Source organism: Pseudomonas sp. A125 (assembly GCF_055409485.1).
Genome location: NZ_JBUZVP010000013.1, coordinates 190,041 through 205,367, shown reverse-complemented (window position 1 = coordinate 205,367; position 15,327 = coordinate 190,041). Strand labels below are relative to the sequence as shown.

Below are 15,327 nucleotides of genomic sequence, written 5' to 3'. Positions count from 1 at the left end.
GTGTGTAGAGGACTTTCACCTCCAAGTCACCAGCGTGGCCACCACAGCCAAGCTGGTTGCGCTTGCGCGCAACGCGCCATGCCTGGCGCACATAAAAAAAGCCGCAACCTGATCAGGTTGCGGCCGGGCGGATCGGGACAGTGGCTAGTAGACCTTGCTAAACCTCATGCAGGATTCTCGACAGGTTGCGATACAGCTCCGGGCGCGCGAACTTGAACCACCAGGCCGTGAGCAACCCAATCACTCCCACGCCCAGCATGCCCAATGGGATGGCCTCGTTAAACACCGATTCCCCGCCGGTCAAAAGCGGCATATTCATGACGATCACCGTCAGGCCACCGGCCAGCGCGATCGCGCTCGCCAGCGGGGCGATCAAGCGTTGCCACAGGTTGGTGCCGTGAGGCTCGCGATGGAAAAAACGCATCACCGAAAGCGAAGTGAGCAACTGCACGGCCACAATGCCAATCGTTGCCGGTGCACTGCCGATGGGCAGCACCTGCGTCATCGGGTCCACATGGAACGCACCGAACACGGCCAGCAAGACCACGCTGAAAAGCGTTTGGCACGTACTCGCCATGTAAGGCGTTTGATGAACCTCATGGGTGCGTGCAAACCGGTGCCACAAAATGCCTTCGCGACCCATTGCATACAGGTACCGTGACAACGAGTTGTGAAAGCTCAACAACACCGCGAACAGGCTGGTAATCAGCAGGATATTCATCGCATCGGCCAAACCCGGCCCGACCAACTTGGTCGCCAGCGCAAACCAGATGCCACCGGCGTCCTGGGTCACACCTGCAACGATGTCATCCGGACCTACCGCCACCACCAGAAGCCAGGACGAGACCGCGAAGAACCCCATGATGATCAACAACGCCAAGTACGTTGCTCGCGGCAACGTTTTAGCCGGGTCGCGAGCTTCTTCGGCATAGATAGCCGTGGTTTCGAACCCCATGAACGCCGCGCCGACAAACACCAGCGCTGCCCCAAACCCGGGCACAAACACATTGCTTGGCTTGAACGAAGCAACGCTGAAACCAGACGGCCCTCCTGCGTGGTAAACCACCGCAGCGTCGAAGACCACGATCACGGCCATCTCGGCCAACATCAACAGCCCCAGGAAGCGGCCGTTGAACTCCACGTTGCGCGTACCAAAAAACTGTACCACCACGGCGATCACGATCGACACCGCCCACCAGGGCACGGTCAGCCCCAGGTTAGACAACGACTGCGCGCTGAAGAACCCTATCAGGCCATAACAGGCGACCTGCATCCCGGCGTACGCCACGATGGCCAGGAACGCTGACGCCGTGCCCAACGGCCGGCCTAGCCCGGTCGAGACGTACGCATAAAACGCACCGGCATTGCGGATATGGCGCCCCATCGCGACAAAGCCGACGGCAAAGAGCAAGTAGACCAGGCCCACGACCAGGAACGTGCCGGGTATGCCAATGCCATTGCCCATCTGAATCGCCGTTGGAACCGCCCCGACAAGCCCCGTCAGTGGTCCGTTGGTTGCCAGTACAAAGAAAACGATACTCCACATGCCGACGGCGTTTTTTCTTAATGCGCCAGCGTTGGCATTTGACGACTCCATAACCGGACCCTCATCAAAACAATGGAAGAAGTGCTGCCAGGTGACAGTGCGCGCAAGCCTTCCCTGAGTCTTGTCCATGCTGGTACGGAACTTGTTTTTTTCTGCCATAACCCTACGTCAACCATGCCTTTGGCACTCATGGACGCATGGATGTCCGGGATAACAAAGAATACAGGGCGGCCCAGGCCCTAGCCTTCGTTTAGCACCGGGCCATATCGACCCGGCTGCCTAGACCCACTCGCCGTTTGCCGAGTGCCCTGTATATCGGTCCTGGAGAAACATCATCGTGATACGCCAACCCATGCACGTTACGCTGCTTTATCGGTCCATTTCTCTGACGCTTCTAGTGGGGTTGTCACCGCTGGCCAGTGCCCTTTCACTTTATGCAGATGACCAGACCCAGGTCGACGCCAAACTGCTGGCGGCCGCCGGAGCCTTTTCCAGCAGAGAGAATTACTCCCAATCCGGTACACGCTCCAAAGGCTCAAGCAGTTGGCAGGAGTCCGTCTTTCAGTATGGCTTGGATATCAAGCATTCGACCCTGGGTTTTGGCAACACGTATGGCTCGCTCAACTGGGTGTCTTCCGCAACCTACGGTGAAGGTGACCCCGCCGGTTGGACCAACGGTTCGGAGCGCACCACCAAGATCGAAGATGCCTACATGGGTTGGCGCTCGGCCGAACTGTTTCCTGCGCTGGGAACCGACGGCATCGATTTTTCCGTGGGCCGGCAGAACATTGTTATCGGTGACGGCTTCCTTGTATCGGGAGACGCATTGAATATGGGCAAAGAAATCGCCGACGGGCGCCAGAACCGGGGAGGCGCGTACTACCTGACCGCGCGCAAGGACTTCGACCAGACCGTGGTGCTGCGCCTGGGTGGCAAACAAGGCTGGCGCAGTGACTTGATGTGGTTGAAATCCGATAACCCTGCCCAGGCAAAACCTGAGGTTGCCGTGGGGACGCTTGAACACGTGGCCGAAAATGGCACCGTGGGCCTGACTTATCTGAAAGTGCTGGATACCGACAAGGCGCTTGCAGACCTTTTTTACCCCGAACGCAAGGGCATGAAGCAATACAGCGTCAGGGCCCAAGGCAATGCCGGCGTGCCCAACCTGTTTCTGTCGGGTGAGTACGCCAGGGAACAGAAGGACAGCGGCGATGAAAATGCCTGGTATCTGGAAGCTGGGGGGACATTCAGCGACCTGCCGCTCAAGCCGGTGGTCAACTACCGCTACAGCCGTTTCTCCGAAGGCTACGACCCGCTGTTCTATGGCAATGGTCGAGCGCTGGGCACCTGGTTCCAGGGTGAGGTCGCGTCCAACTACGCGGGGCCCTTCAACAGCAATACGCAGGTCCATCACGTGGGCATCAAAGTCGCCGCAACCCCTTCGGTCAACGTGGGCACACTGCTTTACGACTTCTCGTCGCTGGATCACAGCCGCCAGAACCTGAACGCCCGAGAGGCAGACCTGTACGCAGAGTGGACCATCAATCAACACTTCACCTTGTTGCCCTTGGTGGGGTTGTACAAACCCGAGAAAAGCGCCGCCAGTGGGGGTACCCAACTGGGCAGCAGTGACACCAACCTCTACGCACAAGTGATCCTGGCCGCCTCGTTCTAAAGCACCTTGACTCAAGTGCACGGAGGTACTTGGGTTGACAGGACGCACGCCGCTGCAAACCCGTGGCAGCCAATCAATTCGGTACCCTGACTGGTGCAGCCAACCCTTATCGCCGCCGCTATCGGTCCAGACATGAAAGATCTTCGTGCAAGCCATAATGACGCCTACGTGCTCGTCTACCAATTGCAGGGTTCAGCCTTCCTGAACATTGAGGGGCGCACCGTGCAACTTGAACACGGCGATATGGTGGTAGTGGACGCGGCAAAAACGTCGGGTTTCAGTTTCCTGAACGCACACCACCAAATCTGTATTTGCCTGCCGCGCGCGACCGTCGACACAATGTATTCAGCCGATTCCAGGTTGGTGGGCAGGAAGATTTGCGGCAAAACCCAGTTCGGGCAAATGGTCGGGGAGTTCGTGCACGAACTGTCCAGCGTGCTGAACAGCCCGAAAAACGAAGTGGAGGCCATGCACCGCGCGCTTCTGGCACTGCTCAAACCGTTGTTATCAACCTGACCTGTCGTCTACCGGTGCTGCCGTTGTGCCAAGCGATTAACCCGAGCCAAAGCAGCATCATCAGTGCGGTCGGTGCCAGCGCTGTCTTTGGCACAAACGGTGAAACAAAGCTGTAGGCAAACAACCAGCCCCCTGCTATGAAGCCGGTCAGCCTGATCGGCCAAATCGCCAGCAGCGATACATTGACGATCCAGATACCCGCAAAAATATGGCCACCCAACCGGATCGGCATGGCGATTTCACTCGGGACGTGGTTCAACGTCATGACCCCGACGGTCACGTCTACCACCAACCAGCCATAGCCGGCCGCCCTCGCCCACCCGGGCGCAGGAAGTCGGGGCACCAGCAGGAAGATTGCCAGGTGAAACAGGATGCCGGGGTAGTCCAGCCACCAACGATCCATGGGCCAGACATAGGAGGCGACCACCGGCGCAAACATAGCGATTGCGACAAGCGCGCAAGTACGGGCAGACGGCAGGGACATGCTCATTGCGCGGCCCATTTCAGAACGAATTCCGGGTAGCGCAACCCAACGATGGCATCCGGTGCAAAGGCTCGGTCCAGCTGCGACAACTCTTCGGGCGTGAACCTCACTTCCAGCGCGTTAAGGTTGTCGATGATGCGCGATGGGCGACTGATACCGGCCAGCGGCACGATATCGTCGCCACGCGATAGCACCCAGGCCATCGCCAGTTGCGCCGGCGTAAAGCCTTTGGATGTGGCCATCGCGTCGAGTACCTGAGCCGTGGCCATATTGCGAGTGTAGTGTTCACCGTGCATGCGCGGTGCCAAAAAACTCGAGCCGGCAGGCGGCTGCCCCTGCGGCAGGCTACCCCCCAGCATCCCCTCTGCCAGAATGCGGTAAGCCACAACGCCAATACCCAACTCGCGCGCAGTCGGAAGGATTTCCCGCTCGATAAAACGACTGGCCAGCGAGTACTCAATTTCCAGGGCGGTGACCGGATGCACGGCATGGGCACGGCGTAACAGGTCGGCTCCTACCTCCGATACACCCAGGTAACGCACCTTGCCGTCCTTGATCAGGTCGGCAATCGCCCCGATCGTCTCTTCATACGGCACGTCTGGATCGGCACGCCCTGGCTGGTACAGATCGATAACGTCCACGCCCAGCCGTTTCAATGAATAGGCGGCAAAGTTCTTGATGGAATTTGGACGGCCATCAAGCCCGATGATGCGGCCATTCGGGTCTACCTGGGCACCACATTTCACGCTCAAAAATGCGTCGTCGCGGCGCCCCCGCAGCGCCCGTCCCAGCAGCATCTCGCTTTGTCCGCTGCCATAAAAATCGCCAGTGTCCAGAAACGAAAAACCTGAATCGAGGGCCGATTGAATGGCTTTTACAGCCTGCTTCTCACGGTCGTCATCGCCCATGCGAAAGGCCATGCAGCCCATTCCAAGTGCTGACACTGCGGGCCCGTTTTTGCCCAATGTCCTCGTTGTCATTTCAGTCATTGCCAACACCCTTTTTCAAATACACTCACGCGTTGATTCAAATCATCCATGAGCATGGATTATCACAAGTTACATTTAATGTAGAATGTAAGTTTTAGGGCTGTCAACAGGAGTTGTGGGGAATGCCACGTACCGGGCTATCTGCCGAGGAAATAAAAACCCGGGCGACCGACGTCGCCCTGGCACGCATGCGGCTGCTAGGCGTAGACAAGGTTCGCATCACGGATGTTGCCAAGGAGTTGGGCGTGAGCCATGCGGCGCTTTATGCCCATTTCACAGACAAAGCTGCACTGCTGGATGCCGTCACGGAACGCTGGCTTTGCGAGATTGAGCAGGCACTCGCCGTCGTCGCGTCTGCCGGGGGCGACCCTGCGACCCGCATGCACCAATGGCTGGTCAGGCTCTATCAGATGAAACGCAAGCGCGCCCTGGACGATCCGGAACCGCATCGCGCGTTTGACGTAGCGGCGGCGCTGGATAAACCGTTTATAATTGCCCACCTCAATAACCTGCTTCGCCAGCTTGCCGGCCTGTTCAAGGAGGCTGGGGCAAAGTTCGATGGCGACGCAGACCTTAATGCCAGGCTGATCTACACCACCACTGCCGCCTATCACCATCCAACGCTTGTGGCCCAGACAGCGCACACAGATCATGAACCGATGCTGAGGCAAATCATCAAGCTGACGTTGCTGGGCATGCAACGCTCCACCGCGATGCCAAGCGGGCTCAACGCGCTGTAGATATGGCACGACACCGCCCGGAACCGGGACGACCCGCGTTCGGACTATCCCGTTTAAATACCCAGGAACTGAAATGCCCACGCTCACCTTACGCAACGCCACCCCAGCCGACGCCAACCGTTGCTACGAGATTGAAATCTCGGCCTACGAAGGCGACGAAGCCGCGACCCTGGAAAAGATCGCCACGCGCATTGCGCTGTACCCGCAAGGCTTTCTGATCCTGGAGGCGGATGGCGTTGTGGTGGGTTTCATCAACTGCGGTTGCGCCGATGAAGTGGTGATGTCGGATGAGGCCTTCAAGGAGTTGATCGGGCATTCAGCCGACGCGCCGAATGTGGTGATCATGTCGGTGGTGGTGGACCCGGCTCACCAGGGCAAGGGTTACTCGACGCGGTTGATGACGGAGTTTGTGCAGCGCATGCGAGCGATGGGCAAGAAGACCATTCACTTGATGTGCAAGGACCAGCATGTGCAACTGTATCAGCGCATGGGCTATCGCTATGTGCAGCCGTCGGCGTCGGACCATGGCGGGATGGCGTGGCATGAGATGGTGATGGCTCTTTAGTATTAGCTGCCTCAGTAAAAGGTCTTTGCCTATGCTCATCGGCCTGATGACGCCGCTTTGGGGTGTCGAGCCCTCTGCCGAGATGTTGAAGCCGGCCTAGCCTCCGGAGGGGCTTACCAACCGCCCGACGCACCACCGCCGCCGCTGGAACCGCCACCCCCCGACGAGCTGCTGCTGGAACCGGAACTCGAGCCGGACGAACGCGACCCCCCGCTCGAACCCGACCCCGACCCGTCGCTGATCCCGTGGGCAAAGATAAACAGCGCCGCGAACGAAGCGAAGGGAAACGCCAGCAGCCATCCTGTGGTGCCGTTGTCAATCAGCACCCCCGCCACTCCATACACCACAAAAACCGCCACCAGCCGCGCGACAAATCCGGCCTGGCTCTCTTGCCACATCCCTTTCATCACCAGGAACAAGCCAACGTACAGGCCCAGGATCAGCAGCCCGGCGAATGGATATGCCAGCCAGTGAATCATCGAAAGGTCACGCACGAAGTGGTCGGTCAGCAGCACCCCGGCGATATAAGTCAACATCCCCAGCACGGCATAAAACGCCGCCCGCGCCTGCCACAACGCGCCAAACGTGGCGCCGCCGATCAGCATGCACAGTGGCAGCAATAACAAGTAAACCGGCCAGTTTTTACCACCCGCCACCGCGACCAGCGCCACCGTGACCACGACCACCGCCATCAGGGCTCGGCGCCAAGGGAGTTTTTTGGCGCCCATCAAAACCCCGAAAACCCCGCCAAAAATAAACGCGATGAGCACCGCGTACGCTTCAGGCGGCAACCCGGCCTTGGCCACCTCGGGCAAGTTGCCGCCCTCCACCAACACGGTGAGGTCGTCCACCGCCTGCTGCACACCGCCCGCGTAGTCGCCCTGGCGAAACGCCGGGGTGATGTGTTCTTCAATAATCCGGTGGGCCAGCAGGTCGGTGACCACGCCTTCCAGGCCGTAACCGACTTCGATACGCACCTTGCGATCGTCCTTCGCCACTAGCAGCAGGATGCCGTCGTTGACGTCCTTGCGCCCCAGTTTCCAGGCGCGGAACAGTTGGTTGGCGAACTCCTCGATGCTCGCACCGCCGGTGCTCGGCAGCAGCATTACCGCCACCTGCGCGCCCTTGCGTTGTTCCAGGCCGGCGAGTTGCGTGGTCAGGCGCGACTTGGAGGCAGAGTCCAGGGTGTTGGTCAGGTCGATCACGCGCTGGTTCAGCGGGACCGTGACCAGATCGGGGGGCGCGATGTCATCGGCCTGCGCTGGCGAAAGCCATAGCCAACCCATCAACACGATGAGCAGCACACCCAGCGAGTGTCGCGTTGGAAATTTCAGCATGTCCGGATAACCACCCTGTTTGTCATGGCGCCTGCAAAAAGTGCTCGGCGATGCTGCCGTGAAATGTCGTTTGCACGGCGCCGGTCAGCACCACACCACCACTGCCGTCCCAGTGCACGGTCACCGTGCCGCCGTCGCATTGCACCTCGACCGTGTCATCCAGCAGCCCGCGACGAATCCCGTTGACCGCCGCGCCACAGCAGCACGAGCCCGAGCCTTGCGGGATGCGGCCGCCACGTTCCCAGATGCGCAGGCGGATATGGCCACGGTCGAGTACCTGCACGAAATGCACGTTGGTCTTGCTGGGGAACAGCGGGTTGGTTTCCAGCGTTGGCCCGATGGCGGCGATGTCGAGGGTGGCCAGATCCTCGACGAAGAACGTGCAGTGCGGGTTGCCCATGCTGCACGCCGCCGGATTGCCCTCCAGCGGCAAGCGTTCGGTGTCCATTGCCTGCGCCAGCGGAATGGCTTCCCAGCCCAATGACGGCGGCCCCATGTCCACCGACACCCGCTGCCCCGATTCGCGCACGCAAGTCAACAGGCCACGGTTGGTGCGCAGCACGATGCTCGCGGTGCCGGCTTCGCGCATCAACATGTCTGCAACCCCGCGGGTGGCGCTGCCGCAGGTGTCGAGCGGGGTGCCGTTGGGGTTCCAGAACTTGATGCGGGCGGCGGCATCAGCGCAATCGAGTACTACGGCCAATTGATTGAAGCCGATACCGCGATGGCGATCCCCCAGGCGGCGGGCGACTTGCGCGGTGATCGGGTCAGCCTGGCCGCGCCGGTCGATCACGATGAAGTCATCACCGTGGGCGTGCATCTTCACGAACTGCAAGGTCATGGGGCGTCCTGTTCTCGACCGGGCAACGCCGGCCAGGATAGAGGGCCGGCGGGTATTTCATCAAATACTCATCACGGCCATGGTAGCGTGTTTGCGCTCCGATCCGGTCAATCCAATCCTGAGAAACCGCATGCTACAACGCCCTTTTAAAACCGTGGCTCTGGCCGCACTACTCGCCTCGTTCGCCCACGCCGCCGTTGCCGCACCCCAAGCCCTGAGTGCCTGCCAGCCCGCCACCTCGAACCCGACTTCCAAGTCACTGCTGACCGCCGCCCAGCGCCACCTCGGCGACCAGCCCGGCGCCCTGCCCCATCTGCACACCGAAGGCACGTTGCCCAACCAAGGCATCCGCGAGCAAAGCATCGCCGCCGAGAAGGATTGGCCGGTGATGCGCGAGGCTGCCCTGGCCTGGCGCCTGAGCCGCGACACGCGCTACCTCAAGCAAGTGGATGACTACCTCAGCGCGTGGGCCAGCACCTACCAGCCGGACTTCAACCCGATCGACGAAACCAACCTCGATATGTTGATCAGCGCCTATAGCCTCACGGCCAATGACCTGCGCCCCCAGACCCGCGACGCCACCCGCGCGCTGCTGACCCATCTTGGCAATGGCTATATCGAGCGCATCAAACAGTTCCACGGCGAAAAGAAAGCCACCAACACCAATAACTGGCAGAGCCACCGCGTAAAACTGGTCACCGTGGCCGCCGCCGCGCTGGGCGACCGCGAGATGCTGGAGCAGGCCTTCCAGCTGTTCCGGCAACAGATCAACGACAACGTGCTGCCCGACGGCTCGGTGACCGACTTTAAGGACCGTGACGCCCTGCACTACGTGGTCTACGACCTGGAGCCGCTGGTTCAGGCGGCACTGGCGGCCAAGCCCTACGGCATTGGCGGCAACTGGCTGGACGTCACCGCGCCCCACGGCGGCTCGTTGAGCGAAGCACTGGACTGGCTCGCGCCGTATGCCAAAGGTCAGCGCAGCCACGAAGAGTTCGTGAACACCCACGTGCAGTTCGACAGGGACCGCGCCCGCGTCGGCGAGCCGGGCTACAGCGGCGAGTGGAACCCGAAAAGCAGCAATACGCTGTACTGGCTGGCGGCGCAGCTGGACGCGCGGTATTGGCCGGTGGCCGAACAGCTTGCGCCCAAGCCTTCGGACTGGATCAGCGCTTGCTATTTGAAGTAAGTCCAGCGGTAGACTGAGCCGACTCACCCATTCGAAGGATCGACGATGCTTATTGTGTTCAGCGGCCTGCCCGGCACCGGGAAGACCACGATTGCCAAGGCCCTTGCTGGCCAATCCGGCGCTGTGTACCTGCGCATCGATACCATCGAGCAGGCCATCCGCGATGCCGGGGTTCTGGCACAGGGCGTGGGCAGCAGCGGTTACCAGGTGGCCAATGCGCTGGCGTTGAGCAACCTTCTGCTGGGCCACACGGTTGTCGTTGATTGCGTTAACCCGGTGGCTGAAAGTCGTCAGGCGTGGAGCGACACCGCGCTACGCGCCGGTAAGCCGCTGGTGAATATCCGGGTGGTGTGCTCCGACCCACACGAACACCAACGCCGCGTGGAATCACGCACCAGCGATATCCCAGGGCTCACGCCGCCCGCCTGGCAGTCGGTCCTGGCCCATGAATATGAGCCGTGGCACGACGCGCCCTTTACCGTCGACACGGCACAACTGCCTCCCAATGAAGCCTTGGCGCTGATTACCCGCCGATTGGCCGGCCAGCACTGACCTCTTTTCCCCACCCTTGCGCAAATCATCCGTACCTGTAACTATCCATTTCAAATATAGGTAGGGGGGGTATGGTATGTCTCACGTAAAATCAGGCAAGGACGACTTGCTCAAGCGCGTCAAACGCATCGCCGGGCAGATCCAGGCTGTGGAGCGCGCGCTGGAATCAGACGATGACTGTGCCAAGACCCTGCACCTGGTGGCCGCCACACGGGGCGCAATCAATGGGCTGATGGATGAAATCATCGAAGATCACGCCCGTGAACACGTAGCCCATCCCGACTTGAGCGCTGAAGAACGCGCCAAGGGCGTCGATGAGTTACTCGAAGCCATCCGCCGCTACAGCAAATGAAGAGTTCATTGACATGAGCGCCGCCCACACCCACCCGCATATGTTCCTCGGCGCCTCACACGATGAGAACGCCAAGCGCACCTTATGGGTCGTCGCACTGACCGTTGTCATGATGGTCGGGGAAATTACCGCTGGCTACATCACCGGCTCTATGGCCCTGCTCGCAGACGGTTTCCACATGGCCACCCATGCCGGTGCGCTCGGCATCGCGGCGGCGGCCTACGCCTATGCCCGGCGCCATGCGGCGAGCACTCGCTACAGCTTTGGCACCGGCAAGGTCGGGGACCTGGGCGGGTTTGCTTCGGCGCTGGTGCTGGGGTTGGTGGCGATCGGCATTGGTGTCGAGTCGCTGATCCGCCTGCTGGAGCCGACCCAGGTCGACTTCGGCACTGCAACCCTGATCGCCATCGCAGGCTTGGCGGTCAACGTCGTCAGCGCCCTGCTGCTTTCCGGCAGCCATGGTCATCCTCATGAGCACGGGCATGATCACGGCCACAGCCATGGCCACGACAACAACCTGCGCTCGGCTTATGTTCATGTGCTGGCTGATGCGCTGACCTCCATCCTGGCCATCGCCGCCCTGCTGGCCGGGCGTTACCTGGGCTGGGTGTGGCTTGACCCGCTGATGGGGATTGTCGGGGCACTGGTGATTGCGCGCTGGGCCTGGACCTTGATGCGTGACACTTCGGGCGTGCTGCTGGACCGCACCGATGAGCATGTCGCCGAAGAAATTCGCGAGATCCTTGGTGCGTCAGGAGATGTGCGCATCACCGACCTGCACGTGTGGCAGGTCGGGCCCCAAGCGCGTGCGGCGATTGTGAGTGTATGGGGCAATGCCGACGTAACGGCCGAGATCATCCGCGAGCGGCTGGCACCAGTGCATGAGGTGACACACCTGACCGTGGAATACCGCAGTCTGCAAGGCGTCACGCCTTAGAGCGCACTCTCCATCGCCTTCATCAACACCGGGTCCCGCGCATAAATATCCGGCGAGTACAGCAACGCGCCCTTGCCATCGGCCTGCACCGTCCAGTACCCCAGCAACACCGGCACCGGGGTAGCAAGCCGGAACTCATGGGTGGTTTCCGTCGCCAACAGCTCCTCAGTACGGATCTTCTCCGCCGGGCTTACCAGCAAGTCGCGCAATTGCAGCGGCTGCTCAACCCTCACACACCCTGAACTGAAGGCTCGCGGCCCCTTGGAAAACAGCGGCTGGCTCGGCGTGTCGTGCAGGTACACCGAATACGGGTTGGGAAAGCGCAGCACGATCCGGCCCAGTGGGTTGCGCGGGCCGGCGCCCTGGCGCAGCAGGATGTTGCCGGGGTGCGACCAGTCGACCTGTTCCGGCGCCAGCGGGTTGCCTTGGCTGTCGAGCACTTGCAGGTTCTGTTGGCGCAGGTATTCGGGGTTCAGGCGGATCGCCGGCAGCTTGTCCTCGCGCATGATGGTGGGCGGGATGGTCCAGGTGGGGTTCAGGGTCAGCCGGGTGATGCGCGACTTCAGCAGCGGCGTCTGGCGGTCGGCACGGCCAACTTGCAGGCGGGTTTGCCACACGGGCACGCCGCCCTGGTAGAAGCTCAGTTGCGCCGCAGCCACGTTGACCAGTACGCCTTCAGGCTCCAGGTCCTGGGACAGCCAGCGAAACCGCTCAAGGTTGATGCGCAGTTGCTCGCGGCGAATCGCCGGGCTGATGTTCAGCTCGGTGACGGTACCGGGCCCGATCACGCCGTCGGCTTGCAGGGAATGGCTTTGCTGGAAGGTTTTGACCGCACTCACCAACTCGCCGCGGTATTGCGTACCGGAAGATGGGCCCGTGAGGTAGCCGCCATTGACCATGCGCCGCGCCAGTTGCGGCACACGCGAATCGTCCATGCCAGGACGCAACAACGGGCCGCTGGCTACCGCATCCCAATGCTGAAGCGGTTGCTGGCGCAAGGCGGCATAGGCGCTGCGCAGGCTGCGGTATAACGGCGCGTTTGGGCGGGCCTGGTCGAAGGCTTGGGCGATGTCCTGCAAACCGGGCCCGGCCAACGCCAAAACTTGGGTGTCGGGGTCAACGGCCGGTGGTTGCGAGTGCCAGAGCGGCTCGAAGCGCGATTGCTGCAAACGGCCAAAATGCAGGTCCTGCAGGGCTTGCAGGTATTGCTGGCTGGTGCCGATGTCGCTGCACAGCACGTTACCCGTGGCCTCTACCGGGGGCAGGCGATAGTGAGCGGGGTCCAGGCCGTCATCGGCCAGCATCAGTAATTGGGCTTGCAACGCGCTGCGGCGCTCGCCCTCGGGCCAGAGCACCACGTCGCCCTGCTGCTGATAAAAAGCCTGCAAGCGCGCCTGGGTAGCGGCGTCGACTTGCCCGGCCAGGCCAGGGCAAACGGTCGACAACTGCGACAGCGCCAATTGCACCGGGGCCGGCGACACCACCAGAACGTCATCGGCCGTCGCGACCAGCGGTGCAACGAGCAGGCAAATGCTCAAGTAACATGCGTGTTTTTTGAACAATCGCTTAGCTCCCTTCCACGGCGGAGATGCTCTATACATGCTGACCTTTTGCTGCCGAATTGGCCTGATCATCTCGACCTTTGCCTCGCTGAGCACTATTGCGCTCGCAGACACGGGTAAACCCCTTACTCTGTATAGCAGCCTCGCCCACGCCGCTCCAGAACTCAACCCCGACGTATTGAAAAGAGCCTTGAGCGCCATGCAGTGCGCGGTGGGCAATGGCATCGAACAGTCCGACCGGCTGGCCGTGATCGACTATTCCCAACCTTCGACCGCTCGTCGCTTATGGATCTTCGACCTGCGCAAAAAGACTTTAGTGCTGCGGGACCTGGTGGCTCATGGGCAAAAGTCCGGCGAAAACTTCGCCACGCAGTTCTCCAACCGCGAGGGCAGTTACCAATCGAGCATTGGCTTGTTCCGCACCCAGGAGAGCTACGAAGGCGCCCATGGTTATTCGTTGCGCATGGACGGCCTGGAGCCGGGTTTCAACGACCGGGCCCGAGACCGCGCCATCGTGATCCATGCCGCCGACTACGTCAGCCCCCTGTGGAGCAAACGCGAAGGCCGCATCGGCCGCAGCCAGGGTTGCCCGGCCGTACGCCCGCAAGTGGCGCGCCAGGTGGTGGATAAGCTCAAGGATGGCCAGTTCATGTTTTCCTGGTACCCCGACCAGCGCTGGCTGAAGTCCTCCGCGTACCTCAACTGCAAGCCACGCCAGATGGCGAGTGCCGGTACCGTCAAAGGCGGTTGAAGGGCTGGCCGTTGCCGTGCACCATGCGGCACACGCCACCAGGAACTTCACCGTGTTCCTGGGCTTGATGAGAGAGAACCTGAGATGCTTTTACATCAATCCACCTGGATCGAGATTGGTCAGTTTCTGGAACGCAGCCGCAGCATCGTGATTCCCATCGGCTCCAACGAGCAACACGGCCCCACCGGCCTGCTGGGCACCGACTGGATGTGCCCGGAAATCATCGCCCATGAAGCGCAGAAGAATGCCGACATCCTGATCGGCCCCACCTTCAATATCGGCATGGCGCAACATCACCTGGGCTTCCCTGGCACCATTTCCCTGCGGCCTTCGACCTTTATCGCGGCGATTGGCGACTGGGTACGGTCGTTGGCGGGCCATGGTTTCGAGAAGATTCTGTTCCTCAATGGCCACGGCGGTAACATCGCCTCGATCGAAGCGGCGTTCTCCGAGCTGTACGCCGAAGCAAGCTTTGCCGGGCGCCCGTCGGGTTATGCGCTGAAGCTGTGCAACTGGTGGGACCTGGAAGGCGTAACCGAGCTGGCGCACCAGCAGTTCCCGGTCGGCCACGGCAGCCATGCTACGCCATCGGAAATCGCGGTAACCCAATGGGCGTACCCGCAGGCGATCAAGTCGGCTGACTACTCGCCGCAAATCGCCAACACCGGGCCGATCCGCGAAGCACGCGACTTCCGCGCACGCTTCCCGGACGGGCGCATGGGTTCGGACCCTGCGCTGGCCACCCCGCAAAAAGGCGGTGAGTTGGTAACGTTGGCGGCCAAAGGCCTGGTGAAGGCGGTTAATGCGTTCAACGGTGAGCAGAAGCCGAGCTTAAACCCGGTGTAGGCGCTGGCTTGCCAGCGATGCAGACACCTTGGTACATCAGCTGCACCGAGTCGATGCTATCGCAGGTAAACCAGCTCCTACAGGGCCTTGGGTTTACAGGCAATCCTGCGCCGCATGCTCGAAACGCGACGGCTTGAACGTCGACGCCAATGGCTTGCGCTCGTACAGGAACACTTTGCCGCCGTCCTGAGCCTTGTACACCTCCAGGATGTTGTCGGCGGCAATCTTGCTGCTGACCACAATCCGGGCATGCCGCGAATTAGCGGTCACTGTCGAGGTCATGCCGTTTTTCTCGAACTTGGGCACCACGCACTCAACGTAAGCATCCGGGGATTTGCTGGTTTGCAGTGTGAGGGTTGGAGCATTGGGGGCGGATGTACAGCCGGCCATCAATAAAGCAGCAGAAGCCATAGCGGGCACTAACAACAAGCGCATAAAAAATCCT

At 61.0% G+C, this 15,327-nt stretch carries 17 protein-coding genes; 10 read left to right on the top strand and 7 right to left on the bottom strand.

Annotation, left to right across the window (positions count from 1 at the left end; all coding sequences use genetic code 11):
• Positions 1–157 precede the first annotated feature (157 nt).
• Positions 158–1,597, bottom strand: coding sequence for an APC family permease (locus tag ACZRN6_RS19375; protein WP_464008551.1), 1,440 nt, complete (start codon positions 1,595–1,597; stop codon positions 158–160).
• Between the two features lie 301 nt (positions 1,598–1,898).
• On the opposite strand from ACZRN6_RS19375, the gene ACZRN6_RS19370 reads away from it, so the two are divergent.
• Positions 1,899–3,221 (top strand): hypothetical protein, encoded by a 1,323-nt coding sequence (locus tag ACZRN6_RS19370; protein WP_464008557.1) that lies wholly within the window; start codon positions 1,899–1,901, stop codon positions 3,219–3,221.
• Between the two features lie 132 nt (positions 3,222–3,353).
• Positions 3,354–3,737, top strand: coding sequence for an AraC-like ligand-binding domain-containing protein (locus ACZRN6_RS19365; protein ID WP_464008550.1), 384 nt, complete (start codon positions 3,354–3,356; stop codon positions 3,735–3,737).
• Here the strand turns inward: ACZRN6_RS19365 and ACZRN6_RS19360 are convergent.
• Both ACZRN6_RS19360 and ACZRN6_RS19355 read right to left on the bottom strand, forming a co-directional pair.
• A complete protein-coding gene (locus ACZRN6_RS19360) occupies positions 3,715–4,227 on the bottom strand; it encodes a hypothetical protein (RefSeq protein WP_322144829.1) in 513 nt (170 codons plus the stop codon). The two genes, ACZRN6_RS19365 and ACZRN6_RS19360, sit on opposite strands and share 23 nt — an antisense overlap.
• A complete protein-coding gene (locus ACZRN6_RS19355) occupies positions 4,224–5,210 on the bottom strand; it encodes an aldo/keto reductase (protein ID WP_464008549.1) in 987 nt (328 codons plus the stop codon). The genes ACZRN6_RS19360 and ACZRN6_RS19355 overlap by 4 nt, the downstream gene beginning before the upstream one ends.
• A gap of 122 nt (positions 5,211–5,332) precedes the next feature.
• Here ACZRN6_RS19355 and ACZRN6_RS19350 point away from each other — a divergent pair, with 122 nt between their 5' ends.
• Positions 5,333–5,950, top strand: a complete 618-nt coding sequence (locus ACZRN6_RS19350) for a TetR/AcrR family transcriptional regulator (protein ID WP_322144827.1) — start codon at positions 5,333–5,335, stop codon at positions 5,948–5,950.
• Between the two features lie 73 nt (positions 5,951–6,023).
• The gene (locus ACZRN6_RS19345; protein ID WP_464008548.1) at positions 6,024–6,515 is read left to right on the top strand and encodes a GNAT family N-acetyltransferase; all 492 of its coding nucleotides are present in this window, start codon (positions 6,024–6,026) and stop codon (positions 6,513–6,515) included.
• Between the two features lie 113 nt (positions 6,516–6,628).
• Here the strand turns inward: ACZRN6_RS19345 and ACZRN6_RS19340 are convergent, their stop codons facing one another.
• Complete coding sequence (locus tag ACZRN6_RS19340; RefSeq protein ID WP_464008547.1) at positions 6,629–7,852, bottom strand: TPM domain-containing protein; 1,224 nt, start codon at positions 7,850–7,852, stop codon at positions 6,629–6,631.
• Positions 7,853–7,874: 22 nt separating this feature from the next.
• Complete coding sequence (gene dapF / locus ACZRN6_RS19335; protein ID WP_464008546.1) at positions 7,875–8,693, bottom strand: diaminopimelate epimerase; 819 nt, start codon at positions 8,691–8,693, stop codon at positions 7,875–7,877.
• A 130-nt stretch (positions 8,694–8,823) separates the two neighbouring features.
• Between dapF and ACZRN6_RS19330 the strand changes: the two genes are divergently transcribed.
• The 4 genes from ACZRN6_RS19330 to dmeF all read left to right on the top strand — a co-directional run bounded on the left by ACZRN6_RS19330 (position 8,824) and on the right by dmeF (position 11,723).
• The gene (locus tag ACZRN6_RS19330) at positions 8,824–9,882 is read left to right on the top strand and encodes an alginate lyase family protein (protein WP_322144823.1); all 1,059 of its coding nucleotides are present in this window, start codon (positions 8,824–8,826) and stop codon (positions 9,880–9,882) included.
• A gap of 45 nt (positions 9,883–9,927) precedes the next feature.
• On the top strand, positions 9,928–10,434 hold the full coding sequence (locus ACZRN6_RS19325; RefSeq protein WP_322144822.1) for a P-loop nucleotide/nucleoside kinase family protein: 507 nt from the start codon (positions 9,928–9,930) through the stop codon (positions 10,432–10,434).
• Positions 10,435–10,510: 76 nt separating this feature from the next.
• On the top strand, positions 10,511–10,786 hold the full coding sequence (locus ACZRN6_RS19320; protein ID WP_322144821.1) for a metal/formaldehyde-sensitive transcriptional repressor: 276 nt from the start codon (positions 10,511–10,513) through the stop codon (positions 10,784–10,786).
• Positions 10,787–10,799: 13 nt separating this feature from the next.
• Positions 10,800–11,723 (top strand): CDF family Co(II)/Ni(II) efflux transporter DmeF, encoded by a 924-nt coding sequence (gene dmeF, locus ACZRN6_RS19315; RefSeq protein ID WP_322144820.1) that lies wholly within the window; start codon positions 10,800–10,802, stop codon positions 11,721–11,723.
• Here the strand turns inward: dmeF and ACZRN6_RS19310 are convergent.
• The gene (locus tag ACZRN6_RS19310) at positions 11,720–13,285 is read right to left on the bottom strand and encodes a L,D-transpeptidase family protein (RefSeq protein WP_322144819.1); all 1,566 of its coding nucleotides are present in this window, start codon (positions 13,283–13,285) and stop codon (positions 11,720–11,722) included. The genes dmeF and ACZRN6_RS19310 overlap by 4 nt on opposite strands.
• Before the next feature lie 37 nt (positions 13,286–13,322).
• On the opposite strand from ACZRN6_RS19310, the gene ACZRN6_RS19305 reads away from it, so the two are divergent.
• Positions 13,323–14,036, top strand: coding sequence for a murein L,D-transpeptidase catalytic domain family protein (locus tag ACZRN6_RS19305; protein WP_322144818.1), 714 nt, complete (start codon positions 13,323–13,325; stop codon positions 14,034–14,036).
• Positions 14,037–14,120: 84 nt separating this feature from the next.
• Positions 14,121–14,882, top strand: coding sequence for a creatininase family protein (locus ACZRN6_RS19300; RefSeq protein WP_322144817.1), 762 nt, complete (start codon positions 14,121–14,123; stop codon positions 14,880–14,882).
• Positions 14,883–14,975: 93 nt separating this feature from the next.
• Here the strand turns inward: ACZRN6_RS19300 and ACZRN6_RS19295 are convergent, their stop codons facing one another.
• A complete protein-coding gene (locus ACZRN6_RS19295) occupies positions 14,976–15,317 on the bottom strand; it encodes a hypothetical protein (RefSeq protein ID WP_322144816.1) in 342 nt (113 codons plus the stop codon).
• Positions 15,318–15,327 lie beyond the last annotated feature (10 nt).